Source organism: bacterium (genome assembly GCA_026708055.1).
In the GTDB taxonomy this organism is placed as follows: domain Bacteria; phylum Actinomycetota; class Acidimicrobiia; order Acidimicrobiales; family CATQHL01; genus VXNF01.
In genome coordinates this window covers 74,176-96,155 of record JAPOVS010000018.1, presented here as the reverse complement: position 1 = coordinate 96,155, position 21,980 = coordinate 74,176, and the positions used below count along the sequence as shown (strand labels likewise).

General features: G+C 67.8%; 15 protein-coding genes. 6 read left to right on the top strand and 9 right to left on the bottom strand.

All coding sequences use genetic code 11. The features are described 5' to 3' along the window. Positions 1-337: 337 nt before the first annotated feature. From OXG55_01925 to OXG55_01915, 3 genes are all read right to left on the bottom strand, one after another. The gene (locus OXG55_01925) at positions 338-5,485 is read right to left on the bottom strand and encodes a hypothetical protein (GenBank protein MCY4102013.1); all 5,148 of its coding nucleotides are present in this window, start codon (positions 5,483-5,485) and stop codon (positions 338-340) included. 373 nt (positions 5,486-5,858) lie between these two features. Next, positions 5,859-7,016, bottom strand: a complete 1,158-nt coding sequence (locus OXG55_01920; GenBank protein ID MCY4102012.1) for a tyrosine-type recombinase/integrase — start codon at positions 7,014-7,016, stop codon at positions 5,859-5,861. A 204-nt stretch (positions 7,017-7,220) separates the two neighbouring features. Continuing rightward, entirely contained in the window at positions 7,221-8,900 is a 1,680-nt protein-coding gene (locus tag OXG55_01915; protein ID MCY4102011.1) for a thiamine pyrophosphate-binding protein, read from the bottom strand. A 200-nt stretch (positions 8,901-9,100) separates the two neighbouring features. Between OXG55_01915 and OXG55_01910 the strand changes: the two genes are divergently transcribed. Both OXG55_01910 and OXG55_01905 read left to right on the top strand, forming a co-directional pair. Further along, positions 9,101-10,015, top strand: coding sequence for a metallophosphoesterase (locus OXG55_01910; protein ID MCY4102010.1), 915 nt, complete (start codon positions 9,101-9,103; stop codon positions 10,013-10,015). A gap of 78 nt (positions 10,016-10,093) precedes the next feature. Continuing rightward, entirely contained in the window at positions 10,094-11,053 is a 960-nt protein-coding gene (locus tag OXG55_01905; GenBank protein MCY4102009.1) for a C-terminal binding protein, read from the top strand. Here the strand turns inward: OXG55_01905 and OXG55_01900 are convergent. The 4 genes from OXG55_01900 to OXG55_01885 all read right to left on the bottom strand — a co-directional run bounded on the left by OXG55_01900 (position 11,050) and on the right by OXG55_01885 (position 15,902). Then, positions 11,050-12,006, bottom strand: a complete 957-nt coding sequence (locus tag OXG55_01900; protein MCY4102008.1) for an ABC transporter permease — start codon at positions 12,004-12,006, stop codon at positions 11,050-11,052. The two genes, OXG55_01905 and OXG55_01900, sit on opposite strands and share 4 nt — an antisense overlap. Next, positions 11,993-12,769 carry an ABC transporter ATP-binding protein gene (locus tag OXG55_01895; GenBank protein MCY4102007.1) on the bottom strand — a complete coding sequence of 259 codons (777 nt, stop codon included), beginning with the start codon at positions 12,767-12,769 and terminating at the stop codon, positions 11,993-11,995. Before OXG55_01895 ends, OXG55_01900 begins: the two co-directional genes overlap by 14 nt. A 75-nt stretch (positions 12,770-12,844) precedes the next feature. Next, positions 12,845-15,025: an ABC transporter substrate-binding protein gene (locus tag OXG55_01890; GenBank protein MCY4102006.1), complete on the bottom strand. Its 2,181-nt coding sequence runs from the start codon at positions 15,023-15,025 to the stop codon at positions 12,845-12,847. 103 nt (positions 15,026-15,128) lie between these two features. Further along, the gene (locus OXG55_01885; protein ID MCY4102005.1) at positions 15,129-15,902 is read right to left on the bottom strand and encodes a glucose 1-dehydrogenase; all 774 of its coding nucleotides are present in this window, start codon (positions 15,900-15,902) and stop codon (positions 15,129-15,131) included. A gap of 153 nt (positions 15,903-16,055) precedes the next feature. Between OXG55_01885 and OXG55_01880 the strand changes: the two genes are divergently transcribed. The 3 genes from OXG55_01880 to OXG55_01870 are packed head-to-tail and all read left to right on the top strand — an operon-like array spanning position 16,056 to position 19,043. Continuing rightward, positions 16,056-18,383, top strand: a complete 2,328-nt coding sequence (locus OXG55_01880; GenBank protein ID MCY4102004.1) for an arylsulfatase — start codon at positions 16,056-16,058, stop codon at positions 18,381-18,383. A 46-nt stretch (positions 18,384-18,429) separates the two neighbouring features. After that, positions 18,430-18,666, top strand: a complete 237-nt coding sequence (locus tag OXG55_01875; GenBank protein MCY4102003.1) for an AbrB/MazE/SpoVT family DNA-binding domain-containing protein — start codon at positions 18,430-18,432, stop codon at positions 18,664-18,666. Further along, positions 18,657-19,043 carry a PIN domain-containing protein gene (locus tag OXG55_01870; GenBank protein MCY4102002.1) on the top strand — a complete coding sequence of 129 codons (387 nt, stop codon included), beginning with the start codon at positions 18,657-18,659 and terminating at the stop codon, positions 19,041-19,043. The genes OXG55_01875 and OXG55_01870 overlap by 10 nt, the downstream gene beginning before the upstream one ends. Before the next feature lie 137 nt (positions 19,044-19,180). On the opposite strand, the gene OXG55_01865 is transcribed toward OXG55_01870, so the two are convergent. Both OXG55_01865 and OXG55_01860 read right to left on the bottom strand, forming a co-directional pair. Beyond that, on the bottom strand, positions 19,181-19,561 hold the full coding sequence (locus tag OXG55_01865) for a DUF5615 family PIN-like protein (GenBank protein ID MCY4102001.1): 381 nt from the start codon (positions 19,559-19,561) through the stop codon (positions 19,181-19,183). After that, the gene (locus tag OXG55_01860; protein MCY4102000.1) at positions 19,558-19,980 is read right to left on the bottom strand and encodes a hypothetical protein; all 423 of its coding nucleotides are present in this window, start codon (positions 19,978-19,980) and stop codon (positions 19,558-19,560) included. Before OXG55_01860 ends, OXG55_01865 begins: the two co-directional genes overlap by 4 nt. Positions 19,981-20,184: 204 nt before the next feature. On the opposite strand from OXG55_01860, the gene OXG55_01855 reads away from it, so the two are divergent. Further along, positions 20,185-21,834 (top strand): NAD(P)/FAD-dependent oxidoreductase, encoded by a 1,650-nt coding sequence (locus OXG55_01855; protein MCY4101999.1) that lies wholly within the window; start codon positions 20,185-20,187, stop codon positions 21,832-21,834. The last annotated feature ends 146 nt before the right edge of the window (positions 21,835-21,980 follow it).

Sequence of the window (21,980 nt, the reverse complement as noted above, 5' to 3'; positions counted from 1 at the left end):
CCGTGCAAGGAGGGCGGGAGTGGCGACACGGAGCGAGTACGGACCTGCACCGACGAGGTCCTTGGCCGGTCCAGCCGCGACGGCCTCATAACCATTGGTAGGTCACACCGAGTCTGCCGCTCCTGTGCATGTGGTCGGGTATCGGATCAGTCCTGCGGTGGGGAGCACCGTTTGGGCAATCTCGGGTGGCCTGCTGGCTACGTTCTCGCACTTCGTCGCCAGCGGCAGTGATGGTGGAGTTTGCCAGGCCTACTTCCGTCCCAGGTGATGCCGTCCGTCGCGTGGCATCGAGTCTCGAGGCTTCTCGCGCGAAGGCCGTTCGTCAGTTGAGTCGCGGTCAATCCGAATAGAGCGCGAGCCGGCTGACGCCAGCGACTACGAGGGCGTCGACGACTTGTTGCCATTGTGCTCCGAGGCTCGCATTGGTGGCGAATGCGCGGATGTCGATCAGCCAGGCGGACAAGTTGAGGGCTCTGTTGCCGACTCGGTTGGGGGCCGCGAGCACGAGTCTTGCTATCCATGGCAGCCCCATGGCAGCTTGATCCACGGGACTTAGTGCGCTGAGGAGGGCGATGAGCTGGTCGATGCATGTAGCGTTGCCTTCGGCGATCGCCAGCCACTCCTCGACTTCGGCGCGCAGCGCGAGCGGGTCCCACCACCTGATCGGATCGTGCTGCACCTCGCGGTAGCGGTACTCACTCTCAGGTGAAGGATCGGGGAGGAGGGCGGCCCGCGTCATGTCACCGATGAAACCGCTGCCGAACCGTGCACGCCCCGAGTGGTGCAGCGTAAGCACGTGGCGCATCACGCTTGGCCAGAGTCGGCGGGCTGCTGCGGCGCGGCCAGTTGTTTCTTCGGCTGCGGCTGAGAGCGTTCGTAACAGATGGCCGAGCAGGAACTCGTTGCCGGCATACGCGTCGATGTACGCGTACACGGCCGTGTCGTCGTCGTTTTCGGCGAGGGTGAGCAGGGCGCGGGCGCCTATGAGCGTGTGCATCCCTCGCTCATCCGCAAACTCGTGGCTAGCGTTCAGCAGACTTCGCCGCTGCGCGTCGAGCAGGACCATCAGCAGCGCGTGTGCGTCTGCGGAGACACAACAGTTGGCTATCGAGGCGGGCGCGAGCGATCTGATGGCGGCGTCGAGTCGTAGGGTGATGATCGAGTCGGCGCTGAGTTGGGCGACCGATTCAGCGATCGGTTCGTCGAGCGCGGCAGGTTGGCGACGTCCGTCGTCGGGATCCGGTTGCCCAAGTGCGCAGTCGCGCAGCGTCTCGGTAGCGATCCGCAGCCCCGTCTCGTGGTGACACGTTCTCTGGTTCTCACAGGGTGTTGTCCAGAGGGCATCGAGGCCGCGAGCCAAGTGGAGGCGGACCTCGTAGGAGAGAGTTCCTGCAAGGTTCACGCATGTGTTCGAAGCGCGGTCGTGTAGCGACCGCCCGTCGGCTCCGTCGACGAGTGCGCGAAGCCCCGTAGCGACGGGGAGAAGTAGCAATGGGAGGGCGCGCGCGGCGCTGCGATCCGCGGCCTGCTCGAAGTAGGTGGTTTCGGCCAAGTACTCGCGAGGCCACGCCTCGCCCTCGCCGACCTGCAGTACCGTATTGACCGCGAACGTGAGCGGTTCAACCGGAAGGTCTACGCCGCGCAGGAGATGCGCTTGAAGTGCTGCCGCTGCGACCGCTGTTGGAAGATCCCAGGGGTGCAGGGCGACAAGCGCTGACTGGTTTGCGAGGATCTGCTGCGCGACTTCGATATCGACAAGGAGTTCGTCGCGACTAACAGCGTCGAGCGGCTTGTCACGGGGCCAGATGGCGTAGCGACGGAGCAGCCGGATCTCTTCATGCCCGGGTTGCTGATCCCCAATGCGCTGTTGGAGCATCTCTGCCAGGTCCTCGGGCGGCGTAGCTTGCACGTAGAGGCCGTCTGGAGTCTGAAGCAATCGATATCGGTCGCGATCAAGGCTGATAGCCCAATTCCGGACGGTCGCGAGTTCCTGTTCGACTGGTTCGTTGGCTCCATCATCAACATGGGTCACATCCTGGCCGCCGGCCGTCTCGATGGTGCAACGCGCGTTTGCGACCAGCGCCTCTCCGAGTGCACGCAACTCGGCTTGACGATCTTCGTCGGCTTCCATGACCATGAATCCAGCCGCGTGTCGAAGTGACCAGTCTCGCCGGTCCGACTCCACGCTCGTGCCGGAGGGACTTGCAAACCAACTGTCCTCTGTGGCGAGGCGCGGGACTTCGAGTTCCCAGATCTGCGGTTCTGTGAAGAACGGGTCCAACGCAGAGTTGGCATTCTCGGCGTGCCGTACGAGGACCCCAACGACGAGACCGACCATCGCGAGGTTCTCGCAGCCCTCCAGGAGGATCGCAACGAGGGGATCGACCGGATCACCGGCTGTGATCCGGTCGTCGCACACGCGCTCAAGTGCCTGCAGCGCGCTGACGCACGGGTCCGGTCCGACTCCGGTTCCCCGGTACCAGCGCCAGACGTGATCGTCGCCGACATAGAGATGGCGTGTCCCGGTGATGCCCAACTCGGTCTGGTAGGTGCCAACGGCGTCGTCGGGTGCCCGGCCCGGCCGTTCTAGCGAGGCGACCGTGAGCGCACGAACGCGAGCGGCATGGTTGAGAAGGTGGTTGATCACCCTTACGCCGGTGCGGAAGTCGGCCTGAAGCAGCGGATAGAACGGGCCGCGGTTCCATGCAGCGCCCCAGGGTGAGCCGATGCCTCGGAAGCGGTGACGGCGGATCCCATCATCAAAGCCGTCGAGACGACCAATTTCGTCGTCGAAGTAGTACCCCTCGGCTAACTCGGCCAAGAGCCCGGGGGCGTAGCTGGCGACAGCACAGGCAGTGGGCAGGTCATCGACAGCGGGTGCGAGCTGGTCGGGTGCGTCGCGCCTGACGCGGCGAAGAATCTCCTCACCGTCGGTGCCAAGGTCGGGGCCGAGCAGTGCGAGGAGTTCGAGGATTATCTCCTCGGTGATCTCGTAGGGGAGATCCGGGCGCTCCCGGCGCGTGCTATAGCTGAGCGCAGCTACGCGTGGGAAACAGCCCGCTTCCAAGCCGCCCTCCTGCTCGGGAGTTCGGGTTGCCCGGACGGCGGCTTCGGCCTCTCGCTGCTCGGCCAGGCGACGGTCCGCCGCTCGGCATGCCGAGACGAGACGCTCCTGCAACAGAATGCGCAGTGGACTCCCGGCCGGAGTACGCGAAGTGATGTGCGCGTGCAACCACTCCCGCAGCAGGCCTTTGGCGAAGTCGCCGACTCGCCACGGGGTTTCCTCCTCAAGCAACAGTCGCACGACGGGTTCCACGGCGATCAGGCTGACCAGGCCGCTGTTGTCACGGTGCCTCTGATCGACCAGGCGGACAAGCCGGCGGAGGCCGGCATCATCGTCGGCGCGCAGCGAGGGCCAAGCGTCCGAGAGCACATTGTCGGGATCGGCGATTGTGAGCAAGGCCTCAGTGGGTACGTCACCCCAGCGATCCCCGTGCCCGGCCCGGACGACCGCGTCGAACGAGGACTGCAGGGTTGTGAACCGGCCGCGTATCGGCGCTGTGGCTGTCTCGGGCTGCGCCAACCGGGCTTGACACGCGAGTTGCGCGGCCGACAGGGACCAGCGCGGGGCGCCGTCCTGCAACAGCTTCGCGCCGGGATCCGGTTGCCCGAGCAATAGGCGAGCCACCGCATAGCGACGTAGTTCGTCGTGGGCGAACTCGGGTCCGATCCGGAATGGATCGTCGACCGATGTCTGCAACAGTCGGTCGTGGCGGAGACCACTAAGGGCGACTGGATCGATCCCCCTGAGCACAGCAAGCCGGTCGCCGCCGCTGAGTTCGAGATCAGCTAGTTGCAGTAGCGCCAACTCTCGGGCGTCCGGAGAGCCCCGCTCGGGCACCTCGCGTCGACGGACCAGACCCTGCCAGACTTCATTCATTGCATCTGCGTCGGTCAGTGGTACACCGGAGACGCCACCGCGCACAAGCAGGTCGACGACGACCAGCCGGCGCAAGAGTTCTCGTGATCGCTGGTTGGCGGTCAGGTTGTACAGTTCCGGGAACATCCCAGCAATTCCCGAGATCTCCGCGTCGGTCAACGGGGAGACCGCATGCTCTGCGACCGGGGCGCCAAGCGCATCGGTGAGCGCGTCGTGCACGACCTGCTTCGTGTCAACGGCGCACACTGCGATCACCTTCACGTCGGTCGCTCGGGCAGCCTCCACCAAGTGGCGGAATGCCATCTCCCGGCCCTCAGCGACCGCGTCGGCGCCATCGACGACAAGAATCCGCTTGGGTGCGCTCAGTTCACCGAACAGGGCAGCGAGCGGACAGCCCAAAGCGTTCTCGAAGTCGACCACGAGCAGCGGAACGGCTCGCAGGTTGACGCACAGCACCTGCAGGGAGTCCGGATCTGCGGTACTCGCGTCTGTACACGACTGCAGTGCAAGCGCGCTCTTGCCCACACCTGGCTCACCGGTAACGACTACACCTGCGGCATCCCTGATTGCTTCCAGCAGTTCCGAAGTGGAGTCGCGCCGATCGACATGCATGCAGCGGACGCCGTCGATAGTAGAGAGCTCGCGACGTACCGACGCGAGGGCCATCTCGTGGAGATGGTCGAGCATGTGCCATCCCGGCTCATGTCGTCGGATTGTTGGTTCGAGGGCCGCATGCGCACCCCGCCGTAGCAAGGTGAGATCGATTCGCGCGGACTTCGGCGAGTATTCGGCCGCAAGGTCGACAAGCCGATCCCGTAGTTGCGATGCTCCGAGCAGATCAGTCCCTCGGGCGACAGGGACGAGGCGGTTTGTGATGTCGGACCAGTCCGTCTCTTCGGGCGGCTCGAGCGTCGGCATGAGCACTTCGAGCGCCGAGAGCATTTGCCACGTGCGGTGCCGGACCGCCGTCGGGTCGGCTTCGGCTTCGTCGAGGTCACGAAGCGCACAGCTGACGAGCTGATATAGCTGAGCCAACCGGTCTCGAACCCCAGTAGGAAACTTCCCCGGCGTATTGATCAGCTCGAAGAATCCGGGGGCGTCCATCTGGACCGCAGCGTGGGTGGCCAACGTCGCGAGCTGCTCAGCATGCGTCTGCAGTCCCGATACCACCAGCGCCACCCGGAATTCCGGACCGTCGATTGGCGCATTGATCACAGCGCGCACGAGCTGCTGAACCAGCTTCCGCGTCGACTCGTCGCTTGAAACGATCTGCGGTCTGCGCCGCACTGCGAGCGCGAGCACGAGCGACGGCTCTTGTTCGTCCCGAAGCGCCGCCTGTACGACAAGATCGTCTACCGGGTGCTCCAGAGCCTGCTGGAACGCGACTCCCACTACGCGGCGGGCGTCACCGAGTTCGCTGGTGCCGTCGCCGACGAGGAGATGCGCGAGGTACTTGACCGCGACCTTCCGCTCAAAGGTGACCCCGCCACCGCCCGTCGAGTAGGGGCTCACGCCCGCCGGGCGAGCGTCGCCGTCCGCGCCCACCAGAGGCCCCGACTCGTCTGGACTTGCTGCGATCATTGACATCTATCTATCTCTAAAGAACCGCGATTGGACCTCAACACTGTGGTTCGTGCAGTTTCCTGCTCGACGACCGCGTGTGACAGCTGGAGAACGCGACGAAGCCCGGGCTGGGTGGCTGGGAACTCTGGGTGCCGGAGAAGTCTGCTCTGATCCTGGCGTACGTCAGAGACGTCGGGTCAAGGCAGGTCTCTTCACGTTCGCGATCCAGCGATTTGTGGCGGTCCTCTCTGTCGCTGGACTGGTAGCTGAGGTGGCCGCGCTAGGTGGAACTCTGCGGGTTGGTGAAGCTCCTCGTGCGCGCCGGGGGTCTGTGTGCGCGGTGTGCCCGCGGGGGCTAGATGGTGATGTAGCCGCCCCAGTCGTCCATGAGTTGGCGACGGGTCTCGAGGAGGTCGCTGCGTTGGTATGCGCCTTCGACGCCGGCGACGGTGTGGCCGAGGGCGGCTTCGGCGACTTCGCGGGCCACGCCGGTGTCGGCGCACCAGCTGCGGAAGCTGCTGCGGAAGCCGTGGGGGACGGCGCCGATGTTGTGTTCCTTGAGCAGCTTGGACATCGTGGCGTCGCTGAGTTGGCGACCCGTGGGGCTGGGGAACAGCAGTCCGCTCTCATCGACGAGGGCGGTGGCGTCGGCGAGGACATCGAGGGCTCGGTCGCTGAGCGGGACGCGGTGGGGTTTGCCGGTCTTGGTCCGGTCTCCGGGGACGGTCCAGGTCGCTGACTCAAGGTCGATCTCGTTCCAGCGGGCGCCGCGGACCTCGCCGCTGCGCGTGGCTGTCAGGACGAGGTACTCGAAGGCGAGTTTGGTCGCCGCCCAGGCGTCAGACTCTCGCACCGCAGCGAGGGCGTCGCCGACCTGTTGGTGGGGGAGCGCCCGGTGATGGGTCTGCTGGCCGCCGGTGCGGGGCAGTGCGGCGGCGATGGCGTCGCCGGCGGGATTGTCGGCCCGGTGGCCCTGCGCGATGGCCCACTTCATGACGCCGCCGATGCGCGACTTCAGCTTGGTGGCTGTGGCCCGCTTGTCGTTCCAAATCGGCAACAGCACTCGCATCACGTCCCCGGAGGTGACCTCGTTGACTCGCTTGGCGCCGATCTGCGGGTACACGAAGCGTTCGAGGGACGACCGCCAGATGTCAGCGGTGCGGCCGCCGTCACGCCAGGTGTCGGCGCGGAGCGCGATCACCGCCTCGGCGGCCTGTTCGAAGGTGGGAATGGCTCTGCTGCGCCGTGGATCCTTGCCCTGGGCGAGCACCCGGCGGTTCTCCAGCGCCTCCTCGCGCGCGTCGGCGAGGGAGACGACGGGGTAGGCGCCCAAGCCGATCATCACGGGGTGGCCGTTGATGCGCAGGCGCTGGCTCCACGTCTTGCTGAACCTGCCGTTGGTGGTCGGCTTGACCAGTAGGCTGAGTCCGCGGGATCCGCGGCCGTCGCCATAGCGCCCAGGGCGCTTCACAGTGCGTACGAAACTGGCCGAGAGTGTCGCGGGCCGGTCCACGTTTATGCCTTTCGTTATTACCAATTGTTCGGGAGTCTATCGGACTGATCTGGACAGTGGCAAACGTCAAATGGCATATGACCTGGACAAATACAGAATCTCTCGGACAGCTTCGGACGGTGGCAGACCCCGAATCGGTTTCCCCCTCCGACACCCTGGACAAGCGACTGAATTGCATTCGCCGGTAATCGATGGTGGCCGGGCTCAGGAGGGGATGAGGCCGTCCTGGGGCAGGGTCCATGGCAACGAGGGCACGTGCGCCAGCAACTTGGCGCGGGGCAGATCGACGTGGCCGATGGGGACGTCGATGACCACCGGTGCGCGGCGCTCGAGTGCTTCGGGGATCAGCCGGGCCAGATCCAGAGGGTCGTCCGCCCGTAGCCCGACCGCGCCGAACGATTCGGCGAACGCCACGAAGTCGGGGTTGTGGAGATCGGTCTCGTAGGTGCCGTCGAAGAACTCGGTCAGATCACGGGCGACGTTGCCGTAGGAGTCGTTCCTGAAGACGACGGTGACCACACCGAGCCCGTACTTGACCGCCGTCGAGAGTTCGGACGCGTTGAACATGAATCCCCCATCGCCGACGACGCAGACCACCGGGTCGTCCGGTCGGGCCATCTGTGCGCCGAGCGCCGTCGGGAATGAGAAGCCGAGGTTGAAGGCGTACCCGGAGTCCACGTAGGTCTTCGGGTGGTTCACCTGGAAATGGGTGCGGGCGTAGTAGCCGAACTGCGTCACCCCCCACACGACACAGGCCTCCTCCGGGATCCCGCGCTGCAGCGCCTCCAGGATCGGGTACTGGGGCTCCTTGAACTTGATGTCGTAGTACGCAATCAGCCGGCGGGCGGCGGTGACCGCTTCGGCGGGTGACGGGCGGTCGCCGGAGCCCGCCTCGAGGAGGTGGGGCAGGAGAGCCTCGATGGTCGCCCTGGCGTCGCCGTGCAGGGGGAGCGTGTTGGCCTGGATGCGCGTCAGTTCGGTGTCGTCGATGTTGATGTTCACGAGCGTCGACGACTCGCCGGCCGGGTTGCCCATCGAGAATCGCGCCCCGATCCCGATGACCACGTCGGCGGAACGCATCACGTCGTAGAGCTGGTTCATCTCGAACCGCTCGCCTTCGGGGCTGACGCACGAGCCGTAGGACAGCGGGTGGCGGTCGGGAATGGTTCCCTTCCCTCCTCCGGAGGTGACCACGGGGATGTTCGCCGCCTCGGCCAGAGCGACGAGAGCATCCTCCGCGTCCGAGCGCGCCACCCCGCCACCCGCGTAGATCAGCGGCAGGCGGGACGCGGCGATCACGCGAGCGGCCTCTCGCAGCCGCTCCGGGGTCGGCACGATGCGCACGACGGGCGCCGGATCCCTCAGCTGGACCTCCTCCCGCTCCACCGACGCCTCCGGCGGGATCTCGATCAGCGCGGGACGGGGGCGCCCCGTGCGCATCTGCCGGAACGCCTCGGACACCGTCCAGGGGATGTCCCGAGGCCGGAGCGCCCGCTGGCGCCACTTGGTCACGGGACGCACCACGTCGGGCTGGTCCACGATCTCGTGCACGCCGCCGAGGTTCCTGTCGATCTGGCCGCGGGGAATCTGACCGGCGACGACGAGCACGGGCGACGAGCGGGAGTACGCGGTGGCGAGCCCGGCGGCAGCGTTGTACAGGCCCACGCCCGGTACCACCAGGGCCACGCCCGGCCTCCCCGACACGCGGGCGTAGCCGTCGGCCATGTACGTCGTGGCCTGCTCGTGGCGGGTCGTGATCAGACGGATGCGAGGGTCATCGCGCAGCGCCGCCACGATGCCGTACATCTGCGCACCCGGGATGCCGAAGACGACCTCGACGCCTTCGTTGACGAGCGACTTGACGAGGGCCTCGCCCCCACTCATCTTCACCATCACCTGAGTGATCCCTGTCTTGCGAACAATTCCCCGCCTGATTGAAACTACTGCCCCGGTGCAGGAGTTGCTGCTCGACGCGGCTCACCGACATCAGGGTCTCCTTGCATCAGACCCAACCCGGGCCAGAGCGAGAATTCCCGACCGGGGCCCGGAGAGGCGAGAATGCAGTTCATAGACTGCGAGGGGTGATGGAGAAGGGACTGGGAGACGTCTCGGAGGAGGCGTTCCTGGGCGGCCGGTGGCGGCCGACTCGGGCTTGGGCGGAGGATCCTGCCGTCGCTGACGGCGCCGTGAGGCGGGTTCTCGTGCTCGGGGACATCCACAACAGCGACGGCGCGCTGGGGGCGGCGCTGCGAGCTGCTGAACGCGAACGCTGTGATGCAGTGGTTTCCGTCGGCGACTTCTGGCTGCAGGACTGCTCTTGGGGCACCCGGCCGCGGACCCACGTAGAGGGCCTCCCCTCCCGCTCGTGGGCGCCGCTGATGCGGCTGGCCATGCGAGCGCCGCTGCCGGTCATCGTGGTCGACGGCAACCACGAGGCCTGGCCCTGCCTCGCCGCCTATGCGCAGCGGCCGGACGTGACCGAGGCGCGCGCCGCGGGGCGGCCGCTGCACCTCGGCGGGACGCTGTGGTGGGCCGACCGCGGCAGCACTTGGACTTGGAGCGGGCGACGCTGTGGCGCTCTCGGCGGCGCCGTCAGCCCCGACAAGTTCATCCCAAAGCTCGCGCCACACCGCTGGGCTGACCACGAGGCGCCGACCAGGGACGACCTGCGCCGGCTCTGTGACAACGCGCCCGACGGCCTCGACGTGCTGTTCTGCCATGACGCCCCCGCCGGCGTGACGGGGCTGAAAGGACTGCCGCAGGCGCTGATCCCGAGATGGATCCTCGCGGAGTGCAAGGAGGTGCGGCACCTGCTGCGGGACGCCGTCGAGCGGACCGCGCCGGGGCTGGTGTTTCACGGCCACTGGCACCAGAGCAACCACGAACACGTCCGAGGCGGCGTCACCGAGGTGTTCGGCCTCAACCGGGACGGCAATGCCGGCTGCATCGCCGTGGTCGATCTCGACGACTACAGCGGCGCCCGATTCGCGGGAACGTAGCGCCGGCCCCGAGGGAAGAGCCGGTTGCCGTGGTGCTGCTACGGTGCCGGCCGCTCGAATCGCACTGAGGAGAACCTGATGGCGAGTCCCGTCGTAGCCGTGACCGATCACCCGTTCCCCGATCTCGAGCCGACGGGTGAGGTGCTCGCCCCCCTCGGGGCGGAGATCCGGATGTCGGCTTCGGTCGGTGCTGTCGACGTCCTGGCCGTGGCCCGGGAGGCCGATGCGGTCATCAATACCTACGCCCAACTGCCCGCCGAGGTGATCGAGCAGTTCGAGCGGTGCCGGATCATCGCCCGCACGGGCATCGGCATCGACACGGTGGATCTGGCAGCCGCAACGGCCAAGGGCATCGTCGTGACCAACGTCCCGGAGTACTGCGAGGACGAGGTGTCCGATCACGCCATGGCGCTCATGCTGGCGCTGGCTCGCAACGTGACACGGGGCAACACGCTGGTGCACGGCGGCGGCTGGGACCTCGCCGAGGTCAAACCGATACACCGGGTCCGGGGGCGCACGGTCGGCCTGGTCGGCTTCGGCAAGATCGCCCGGCTCGTGGCCGCCAAGGCCCAGCCCTTCGGGTTGGCCGTGCTCGCGTTCGACCCGTACGTGGATCCCGCCGACGCCGCCGCCCTCGGTGTGGAGTCGGTGTCGTTCGAGGAGTTGCTGGCGCGCTCGGACTTCGTGTCGGTCCACGCGCCCCTCACACCGCAGACCCGTCACATGATCGGTGCCGAGGCGCTGGCGATGATGCGCCCGGAGGCCGTGGTCGTCAACACCGCCCGGGGCGGACTGGTGGACGTCGCCGCGCTGGCGGAGGCGCTGGACGGCGGGCAGATCGCCGGCGCCGGGCTGGACGTGCTGCCCGACGAGCCTCCCGCCGCCGACCTGCCGCTCTACGGCCGCCCGAACGTGATCCTCACCCCGCACACCGCCTTCTACTCCGAGGAGTCGGTGCTGGATCTGCAGGTCAAGGCGGCCCAGCAGGTGGCGCTGGTGCTCTCGGGCCAGGACCCCGTCTACCCGGTCAACCTCTAGAGCGAGATGACCTGACCGCCCTCCTGGGTGGTCTGCCAGCGCAGCGACTTGCGCTCCACGAAGCCGATCCCGCCGTTCATGATCAGCGCGATCAGGGCCAGGATGAACACGATGGCGAACGTGTCGCCGTAGGAGAGCTGGTTGGCCGCGGTGATGAGCCGCTGGCCGAGGCCGCGCTTGGCCGAGAAGATCTCGCCGAAGACCACCGCCAGCACCGAGATCACCGCCGACAGCCGCAGCGCCCCGAACACCGCCGGGGTGATGCCGGGCAGGGTGACCTTCATGAAGCGCTGTCGCTGGGACGCGCCCATGGTCCGGGACACCAGGTCCAGGTCGGGGTCCACCAGCGCCACAGCGGATTGGGTGGGCACCTCCACGATGAAGAACACGATCAGCACCGCCAGGACCACCTTGGACATCTCGCCGACCCCGTACACGATCAGGATCAGCGGCAGGAAGGCGATCTTGGGCATGGCGTTGACGATGACGACGAAGGGTCCCAGCGTTCTCGCCGCCCTCTGGAAGCGACCCAGGATGATGCCGACGATGAGCCCGAGGAGCGAGCCGAGCACGAAGCCGATCAACGCCTCCTTCACCGTGACCCAGAGGTCCTGCCAGAAGAGCTGCTCGTGATAGATCTCGGTGAAGTACACCCAGGTCTCGTACGGGCTGGCCCGGAACGTCTCGGGCACGTTGGGGAACGGCATCACGCCGAACACCGAGAACGAGTCCCAGCCGTTCCAGAGAACCTCGGACCACCACAGCCACCAGATCAGGAACAGGATCCCGATCCGCATCAACTGGACCGGGATGTCGATGCGCCGCAGCCAGTACCTCCAGGTGGGCTCGTGGGGGATCAGCGCCTCCACTTCGGTCTGGGTGAGGGCGTCGGCCAGGCTCGTGGCCTCGGCCATGTCGGCCTCCCGCGGCTCGTCGCCCTCAGACGATCTCACCGCGCAGCTCCTCCCAGATCTTGTGCTCGGTGTCCCGGAAGGCGGGGTCGAAGCGGAGTTCGTCGATCTCCCGCGGGCGGGGCAGATCCACGATGGTGTCGGACTTGATGCGCCCGGGGCGTGCGGTCATGACGATGACCCGGTCGGCCAGCAGCACGGCCTCCTCCAGGTCGTGGGTCACGAAGATGACCGTCTTGTGGGTCTCGTACCAGAGCTCCAGGAACTCGGCCTGCACGGTGAGGCGGGTCTGGGCGTCGAGGGCGCCGAAGGGCTCGTCCATGAGCCACAGGTCGGGACTGATGGCCAGCGTGCGGGCGATGGCCACCCGCTGGCGCATGCCCTGGCTGAGCTGGGAGGGGTACGAATCGGCGAACCCCTCCAGGCGCAGCTTGGCCAGCAGCTCCGTGGCCTGCCGGCGCCGCTCCGCCTTCGGCACCTTGCGGAACTCCAGCCCCAACTCGACGTTCCTGCGGGCGGTGCGCCACGGGCTCAGGCCGGAGCGGGCGAGCATGTAGCCGATGTCCTGGCTGGGGCCGTCGACCTCCTGTCCGTGGCGGAGCACCGAGCCCCTGGTGGGGTTCAGGATCCCGGCCAGCATGTTCAGGATCGTGGTCTTGCCGCAGCCGCTGGGCCCCACGACGGCCACGAACTGGCCCGGCGGGATGGCGACATCGATGTCCTGGACGGCGAGCACCGGCTCATCGTCGGGGCGGTCGCCGCCGAAGATGAGCGTGACGTCCTTCAGTTCTACGGCCGGTTGCACAGAACCCCTAGGTTGTCAGACTCGCCCCGGTCGGGCGACTCAACCGAGTCGCCCGACCGGGGAGTGAGAGTTCGGTTACGGGGTGACGGCGAAGTCGTTGAAGTCCTGAGCTTCTTCGAGGATGCCGCGTCCCACGGCGTAGTTCACGTTGTTGCCGAGCCGCCTGGGGTCGGGTCGCCCGTTGAGGCTGAAGCTGCCGATGTTGCTGGCCAGCACGACCTCGGCGACCGAGCGGTCCAGGCCCAGGAAGCTCGCCATGAGGTCCAGGACCTCGGGATGGTTGGCCGGGTTGCGCATCCAGTCCATCGCATCACGGACCGAGCGGGCGTAGATGGCCACCGTGTTGGGGTTGTTCTGGAAGAACTCCCGGCTGGTGGTGTTGACCGCGGAGGGCCAGTCCAACTCGGTGGGGCCCTGGCCGGTGCGCAGCGTGAACGGCGAGTAGCCGATGCCGTCGATGACCGCCTGGCTCAGGCCGGGCTCGAAGGTGATGGCCCAGTCCACCTCACCGGAGGACAGTGCGGCCAGCGTGGTGCCGGCCAGTCCGGTGGCGATGTAGGTGGCGCCGTCGGGGTCGAATCCGGCGGAGTCGTACAGCTGGCGGGCGATCTGCTCGGCGGCGGCGCCGCGGGCCACCACACCCACGCTCGTGCCCTCGAGGGCGGCCATGGTGCATTGCCAGTCGCCCTGCTCGCAGTCGATCGGCCCGAAGTTCTCGCTGATGATGATGTCGAAGAAGTGCGTGTCCTGGATCTGCTGGAACAGCACCACGTCGAAGCCGGCGTTGCGGATGCCCAACATGTTGTCGGGCGTGTTGATCGAGAAGTTCACCTCGCCGGCGATCAGCGCCGCCGCGTTGGCCGGGCCCGAGTGGCACTGCACGAACTCGCCGGTCACGCCGCGGTCGCCCAGGAAGCCCTTCTCCACCGCCACGTGCACGGTGAGGCCGTTGAACGAGGGCGCCTGGCAGATCAGGACGTGATCGGTCTCTGCCACCAGTTCCTCCGGCAGGATGGCGTCGATGTCCGGGCCGACGGCGAACTCCCCGAACTGCTGGGCCTCGGCGAGGATGCCGCGACCGACCGCGTAGTTGACGTTGTTGCCGATCCGGACCGGGTCGAGGACGCCGGTGACGGTGTAGCTGCCGATGTTGTTGTCCACGATGTGCGCAGCCATGTCGGTTTCGAGCCCGAGGAAGTCGACCACGCCCGCCAGCAGCTCGTCGCGGTTGGCCGGGTCGCGCATCCACTCGACGGCTTCCACCATTGCCTCGCGGTAGTGCAGGACGGTGTTGGGGTTGCTGTCCCAGAAGTCCCGGGCCGTCAGCAGGATCGCCGACGGCCAGTCCAGCTCGGCCGGGCCGTGTCCCGCCTGGAGCCGGAACGGCCGGTAGCCGATGCCGTCGAGTTCGGCCCGGGTCAGGCCCGGCTCGAACGTGATGGTCCAGTCGATCTCGTCGGAAGCCAGCGCGGCCAGTGTCGTTCCCGACAGCCCGGTGGCGATGTACGTGGAGTCGTCGGGATCGAACCCGGCCGAGTCGAGCAGCTGCCGGGCGATCTGCTCGGCGGCGGCGCCGCGGGCCACCACGCCGACCCGGGTGCCCTCGAGTGCGGCCATCGCGCACTCCCAGTCACCCTCGGCGCAGTCGATCTGCCCGAAGTTGTTCGACACCACGATGTCGAAGAAATGGGTGTCGACGATCTGGGCGAACATGACCACATCGAAATCGGCGTTGCGGATACCCAGCATGTTGTCGGGGGTGTTCAGTGCGATGTCGACCTGTCTCGAGACCAACGCCGCGGCCTGCGCCGGACCCGACAAGCACGCCACGAACTCGATATCGGTCCCCCGATCGGAGAGGAATCCCTGCGAGACCATGACCTCCGCATACATCTGGGTGAACGACGGCGCTGCACACACCCGGATCAGGTCCACCTCCGGCGGGCCGATCACCATCGGCTCGGCGGCGTCGGCTGCGGTGGCCGGCTCGGCGTCGTCATCTGCCGGGGCTGCGTCGTCTGCAGCGGGAGGCGGAGCCGGGGCCGCATCGTCGTCGGCGGCCGGAGCGGGAGCCGGGGCCGCGTCATCCATCTCCTCGGCGTCGTCCATGTCCTCGGCCTCACCGGCAGGCGCAGCCGGCGCGGCCCCGGGATCAGGAGCCGAGGGTTCGTCGTCGTCGCCTGCGCACGCCGTGGCCAGCAGCGAAAACGCCAGCAGAATGCCGAGAAGTGCGAAGAGCCGTGATCGTGTCCTCATGTCAGTCCCCTCAACGTTTGTTGCCAAGCTCCCTAGCAGGGCAATCAGTTCGCAGAGAAACTACCAAATGTTTGATTCCTGTGCACGTCGGGGTGGCTTCCGTTCAGCCGGCTGCCCACCCGCCATCCACGGTGTGCCAGCCGCCGTTTATGTACGAGGCGTCGTCCGATGCCAGGAAGGTCACGAGGGCGACGACCTCCTCGGGTCTGCCCCGCCGACCCATGGGGTTCCGCTCGTCGCTTCGCTTCAGGAACAGGTCCGGGTCCTCGGGGAACTTGCCGGCCGCGATCGCCTCCAGCATGCGGGTGTCGACGGGCCCGGGGCAGACGGCGTTCACCCGGATCCCGGCCGGCGCCAGCTCGATCGCCGCGGTCGCGGTCATGCCGATCACCGCGTGCTTGCTGGCGCCGTAGGCGATCAGTTCCGGCGTGCCGCGCAACCCGGCGCCCGACGATGCATTCACGATGGCGCCGCCGCCGCGGGCCCGCATGGCGACGGCGACGTGGCGCATGCCGAGCCAGACGCCCTTCACGTTCACGGCCATGACGTTGTCGAACACGTCCTCGGGGTAGTCCTCGAGCGGCGAGACCACCCCTTCGACGCCGGCGTTGTTGAACAGCACGTCCACGCCGCCGAAGCGGTCGACGGCCGTCTGCACGTAGGCCTCCACGTCGCCCGACTGCGTCACATCGGCCCGAACCGCATGGGCCGTCCCGCCGGCCGCCGCGACCGCGGCGACGGTCCCGGCCATCCCGTCATCGTCCAGGTCGACCGCCACGACGGCCGCGCCCTCGGCGCCGAAGCGCAGCGCCGCGGCCCGCCCGATGCCGCCTGCCGCGCCGGTCACGATCACGACCTTGTCCTCGAATCGGTTCATGGCTTCCCCTCCGTGAGACCGCAGTGAATGTATGGCAATGTGACGCCGCCGGCGCACCGGCGAGGCCGTTGCTGCCGGCGGGAGTAGGTTGCCGGGCTGGCGGATCGAGAGTCGGTCGGCCCGCAAGCTGACTTGATTGACCAGGGGAGAGACGTGTCCAGCGACCTGCAGAGCGAGCACTATCCGGGATTCGAGGGGCGGATCGGCCGGGTGTTCTCCACCTCGGAGCCGTGGTGGCCACAGAAGCCGGCCGCGGCCGCCGGTTCGCCGAACGTCGTGATCGTGCTGGCCGACGACCTGGGCTATTCCGACGTGGGGTGCTACGGCTCGGAGATTCCCACGCCGGCGATCGACACCCTGGCCGCGGCGGGGCTCCGCTACTCGAACTTCCACGTGACCCCCATGTGCTCGCCGACGCGGGCGGCGCTGTTGACGGGACTGAACCCGCATCTGGCCGGGATGGGGTTCGTGGCCAACGCCGATCCCGGCTTCCCCGGCTATGCCGGCGAGTTGCCGCGCAACCAGCCGTCGCTGGCGGAGATGATGCGCGCAAACGGGTACGCCACCCTGGCGGTGGGGAAGTGGCACCTGTGCACTCCCGCCGACCTCTCCGATGCCGGCGACAGGAATTCGTGGCCGCTGCAGCGCGGCTTCGACCAGTACTACGGGTTCCTCGAGGCGCTCACGAACTTCCACCACCCGCACCGGCTGTACGAGGGCAACAGCGCCGTGCAGACCGACGAGTACCCCGAGGGCTACTACCTGACCGACGATCTCACCGAGCGTGCGGTGCGCATGATCCGTGAGGTGCGCCTCGGCGACCCGGACAAGCCTTTCCTCCTGTACTACGCCCACGGGGCGGTGCACGCGCCGCTGCACGCCCCCGCCGCCGACATCGCCCGCCACCGGGGTCGCTACGACGGCGGTTGGGACCGGCTGCGCGAAGAGCGGCTGGCCCGGCAGATCGAGTTGGGGATCGTGCCCCCCGGCACGGTGCTGCCACCGCGCAACACCGAGCCCGGCGAGGACGTCAGGGAGTGGGACTCGCTGTCGGCGAACCAGCGCAAGGTCATGGCGCGCTACATGGAGGTGTACGCGGCGATGGTCACCTCGGTCGATCGCAGCGTGGCCGCCATCCGCGACACGCTCGAGGACCTGGGCGAACTCGACGACACGATCTTCGTCTTCACCAGTGACAACGGGGCGTCACGGGAGGGCGGCGAGTGGGGAACGCCCTCCTACTTCCAGGCCGTCGGCGAGATATCGGGCACCCCTGGCGGGCACGGTGAGCCGATCGACGACGAGCTGGTTGCAGGCATCGACGCGATCGGCGGGCCGACCACCTGGCCGCACTACCCGCGGGGCTGGGCCATGGCCTGCAACACGCCGTTCCGGCTGTACAAGCTCATGACCTACCGGGGCGGGCACTCGGTGCCGTTCGTGCTGTCGTGGCCGGCGGGGCCCGTCGGGCAGCCCCGGGTGATCCGTGACCAGTACGCCAACGTCACCGATCTCCTGCCCACGCTGGCGGACCTGCTGGGGCTCGAGGTGCCGAGCCAACGGGAGGGTCTCGAGGCGGAGCCGCTGTCGGGGGTGTCGTTCGCGGCGTCGCTGACCGACCCGGCCGCGCCGTCGCTGCGCGACGAGCAGTACTACGAGTGCGTCGGCCATCGGGCCTTCTACCGCGACGGGTGGGCGGCGGTGACGTTCCACCGGAACCGGACCCCGTTCAGCGAGGATCAGTGGGAGCTGTTCAACCTGCCCACTGACCTCAACGAGCTGCGCGATGTCGCCGCCGAGTACCCCGAGAAGCTGGCGGAGATGCTGCAAGGTTGGGAGGACGCGGCCTGGCGGAACCGGGTGTTCCCGCTCGACGAGGGGGTGGGGCTGAAGACGGCGATGCGGCCGCCCGGCGACGAGCGGTTCGCCCGAGCGGTGCGGCTCACACCGGGTGCGCCCACCCTGGAACGGGTGCGTTCCCAGCGGCTGATCGGGGGCCGGTCGTTCCGCATCGACATCCGACTCGAGCACCGGCCCGGCGACGAGGGGGTGCTGGTCGCCCACGGCGGCCAGGAGGCCGGGTACGTGCTCTACGTCGAGGACGACCGGCTCTGCTTCGAGTTGAACGAGGCCGGCCGGCCGAACCCGCTGGCGCCGGCGCCCCTCGGTGCATGCGCCGGGATCCTCATCGACGTGCGGGCCCCCGGCGGCCACCGCTGGGACCTCGACGTGATCGTCGACGGCCGGACCGCCATCTCCGGCCAGGGCCTGGTGCAGCTCTCGGAGTTCCTGCCCTTCGAGGGCATCGACGTCGGCATCGACCGCCGATCACCGGTCTCGTGGCAGCTCTACCAACGCCGCGGCAGCTTCCCATACACCGGCCAACTCCACGAGGTCACCTACACCCCCGGCGACTACGCCCCCGACGCCCCCGAGACGCGCCTCGACGAACTCCGCCGCATCGGCCTCGCCCTGGAGTGACGGCCGATTTCTGTAGCGAGCGCCATGATTGGTTATACTTATCGGTATGACTCACACGGTAGGGGCCAAGGGGCAGGTCGTGATTCCCAAGGAGTTGCGTGATCGGTTCGGGATCGAGCCCGGCGACGAGGTGAGCTTCTGGGACTGCGACGATCATGTGGCGCTGCGGCCCGTGCGCAGCCCGGAGACTCTGATGGGCAGATTCGGTGACTCCGGTATGGCCGAACAACTGTTGGCGGGGCGCGACGCGGATCGACGCAGAGAAGACGCCGCGTGGCGGTAGTTCTGGACAGTTGGGCGGTCATCGAATTCCTGGAGGGGAACGAACCGGCTGCGTCGGCGGTTCGACGACTCCTGGACTCGGAAATTCCGACGATCAGCTGGATCAACCTCGGTGAGGTCTACTACATCGTCCGACGCAATCACGGGCAGCTCGCGGCGGAGTCGGTTGTCCGAGACCTGCAGGACATCGTGGCAGCCGAGCTTCCGACCTCCCGCCGGGTGATGGAAGCCGCTCGGATCAAGGCCGACCACCGGATGTCGTATGCCGATTGCTTCGCTGCCGCCACCGCCGCCGCTCACGGCGCCACGCTGTGGACCGGCGATCCCGAACTGCTCGTGGACGGAGCCGCCTGGACCTGGCGAGACCTGCGCGCTTGACGCCGCCCGCTCGCCGAGCCGGCCCGGACCCACTGGCGCCGGCATCGCTCTGAGCGTGCTTGGAAGTCGTCACCGACGTGGCGGCCCCGGCGGCAGCCGCTGGGATCTGACCGTGGCCGCCGTACCCGGGCCTGTGCTTATCGGTTCGCTGGCTTGAGCCACCACACGAACATCCCGACATCGTCGAGTTCGGGACCGTGTTCGACGAGGAAGGCATCGAGTGCATCGGCTAGGACTCGCACATGGTCCGGGGCGGAGCGGGGGAACCGGCGAGGATGGGTGAAGATCAGCCCCGAGTGCCGCTGCCCGGCAGCCGCGATGTGCTGGTGCAGCGGGGCGAAGTCCTTGACGTTCTCGGTGATCACTGCTCGCTCATCGGCCGTCGCGGCGCGCAGCAAATCCTCGTCGGACATTCCGATGAGCTCTGCACGCCCCTTGACGGCGACGGCGTCGTGTCCCCGGTCTCGCAGCCGGGCCGCGACCCGCGGGGCGTGCATCTCGTCGAGGAGGAGCCTCACCCCGACAGCAGCCTGCGCTCATTCTCCCAGGTGGCCAACTCGCGGTCGGCAATGTCGTCGTTGTGCGCGATCTCAGCGTCGACCTCGCCGGTGAACTCGGCGTAGTACCGGCTGGTCGTCCGGACCTGCGCGCCGGTGAGGCCGAGTTGGGCGGCCGCGGCGGCGACCCGTCCCTCGACACTGCCCCGCAGACCCCGCAGCAACCCGACGACCTCCCACACGTCCGGCCCGGCGGCCAATCCGGCGCGCCGGCCGCTCGGCCCGTCGCGGAAGACGATTCCGGGATGAGCCTCCATGCGCAGACCCTCGTCGATCAGACGCTCTCCCACCGAGGAGATCGACTCGGCCCGCTGGGCGGCGCCCCGCTTGAGTCTCTCGTAGGCACCCGGGCGCTTGAACCGGATCGACAGCACAGTCATGGTGAGAGTGTAGTCAATTGTCACCAAACAGGCGGCGAGCCGTCGTGCTCAGAACCAGTCGATCCGCTCGGTGGCCGGCCGGGCCGCAGCGGCGCGAGAATCAACCGGGCCTGCATGACTTCGCGGAACGTCGTGCCCGAGGCGTGCAGGATGTACCGGGCACGGCCGACCCATCAGAATCATCCCGCTAGATTCTCGGCGGCCATGGTTGCAGAGATCCACGAGACCACCGGCGCCGGGGCGCAGCCTGGCGGCGACTTCGACGCCATCGTCATCGGTGCCGGGGCGGCCGGGCTCTACGCGCTGCACCGGCTGCGGGGACTCGGACTCTCGGTGCGGGTGTTCGAGCAGGGCGACGGCGTGGGGGGGACGTGGTACTGGAACCGCTATCCCGGCGCCCGCTGCGACGTGGAGAGCTGGGACTACTGCTACTCGTTCTCCGAGGAGCTCGAGCAGGAGTGGGACTGGACCGAGCGGTTCCCCAGCCAACCGGAGCTGGAGCGCTACTTCAATCACGTCGCTGACCGCTTCGATCTGCGCCGCGATATCCAATTCGACACGCGGGTGGAGCGGGCCAGCTTCGACGAGGGCACGAACCGCTGGATCATCGACACGTCGGGCGGGGCCACGGTATCGGCCCGGTTCCTGGTGTCGGCGGCCGGCTGCCTGTCGGAGGTGAACAAGCCGACGATCCCCGGTGCCGAGACGTTCGCGGGGGTGCAGCACCACACCGCCCGCTGGCCCGCCGAGGGCGTGGACGTGGCCGGCAAGCGTGTCGGGGTGATCGGCACCGGCTCCAGCGGCGTGCAGGTGATCCCCCAGGTCGCCAGGACGGCCGAGCACGTCTATGTCTTCCAGCGCACCGCCCAGTACACCGTGCCGGCACGCAACCGCCCGCTCGACGACGAGGCCCGCCAGGAACTCCGCGACAGCTTCGGCGAGCGGCAGGAGTTCAAGCGCACGTCCCCCGCCGGGCTGTCCCGCCCGATCGTCCCGGCCTCCTCGGACCTGGACGCCGCCGCCCGCGCCGAGATTCTCGAGGCCTCCTGGCAGCGGGGAGGGCCGGGCTTCGCCATGACCATCGACGACATCCTGACCAACCCCGAATCGAACGAGCGTGCCGCGCAGTTCGTGCGCGACAAGGTGCGGGCCAAGGTCGACAACCAGGAGGTGGCCGAGAAGCTCGTGGACATCGACTTTCCGATCGGGTCCCGGCGGCTGATCGTCGACATCGACTACTTCGAGACCTACAACCGCGACAACGTCACGCTGGTGGACGTGAAGGCGGTGCCGATCACCGAGATCACGCCCCGGGGGCTCCGGACGTCAGACGATCACTACGACCTCGACGTGCTGGTTTACGCCACAGGTTTCGACGGCATGACCGGTGCCCTGCTGTCGATGGACATCCGCGGGGTCGGCGGGCTGGCGCTGCGGGACAAGTGGGCCGACGGGGCGGGCACCTACATCGGCCTGGTCGCCTCCGGGTTCCCGAACCTGTTCATGATCACCGGGCCGGGCAGCCCGGCGGTGTTCAGCAACGTCATGCTGTCGATCGAGCAGCACGTGGACTGGATCGCGGACTGCCTCGCCCACATGGTCGAGCGCGGCTTCGAGCGCATCGACGCCGACCCCGAGGCCGAGGCCGTCTGGACCGCGCTCGTCGAGGGTCTCGTCGCCCGGAGCATCGTCGGCAAGACGAACTCGTGGTGGACGGGGGCGAACATCCCCGGCAAGCCCCGCGGCATCACCATGTACCTAGGCGGGACCCACAACTACCGGGCCGCCTGCGACGAGGTCGCCGCCAACGACTACGAGGGATTCACCCTCACCCGATCGGCCGATCCGCCCTAGTGTCCTGAGTTCCAAGTTCATGAGGGTATGGCGTGGCCTCAACCGTTCGCCTTGGCACGAAACCGCTGTTGAGAGGCTTGCTAACCTCGCCAGATACCTCCGACGAACTTCCGGCTCAGGACACTAGCGGGGGCTGGCGAGGGGCT

What these genes read in the sequence shown, in the direction of transcription:
- OXG55_01915 (MCY4102011.1), bottom strand. Translation starts at nt 8,900, where the DNA reads ATGAGTGGGGGCGAGGCCCTCGTCAAGTCGCTCGTCAACGAAGGCGTC.
- OXG55_01910 (MCY4102010.1), top strand. Translation starts at nt 9,101, where the DNA reads ATGGAGAAGGGACTGGGAGACGTCTCGGAGGAGGCGTTCCTGGGCGGC.
- OXG55_01905 (MCY4102009.1), top strand. Translation starts at nt 10,094, where the DNA reads ATGGCGAGTCCCGTCGTAGCCGTGACCGATCACCCGTTCCCCGATCTC.
- OXG55_01890 (MCY4102006.1), bottom strand. Translation starts at nt 15,025, where the DNA reads ATGAGGACACGATCACGGCTCTTCGCACTTCTCGGCATTCTGCTGGCG.
- OXG55_01885 (MCY4102005.1), bottom strand. Translation starts at nt 15,902, where the DNA reads ATGAACCGATTCGAGGACAAGGTCGTGATCGTGACCGGCGCGGCAGGC.
- OXG55_01875 (MCY4102003.1), top strand. Translation starts at nt 18,430, where the DNA reads ATGACTCACACGGTAGGGGCCAAGGGGCAGGTCGTGATTCCCAAGGAG.
- OXG55_01860 (MCY4102000.1), bottom strand. Translation starts at nt 19,980, where the DNA reads ATGACTGTGCTGTCGATCCGGTTCAAGCGCCCGGGTGCCTACGAGAGA.
- OXG55_01855 (MCY4101999.1), top strand. Translation starts at nt 20,185, where the DNA reads ATGGTTGCAGAGATCCACGAGACCACCGGCGCCGGGGCGCAGCCTGGC.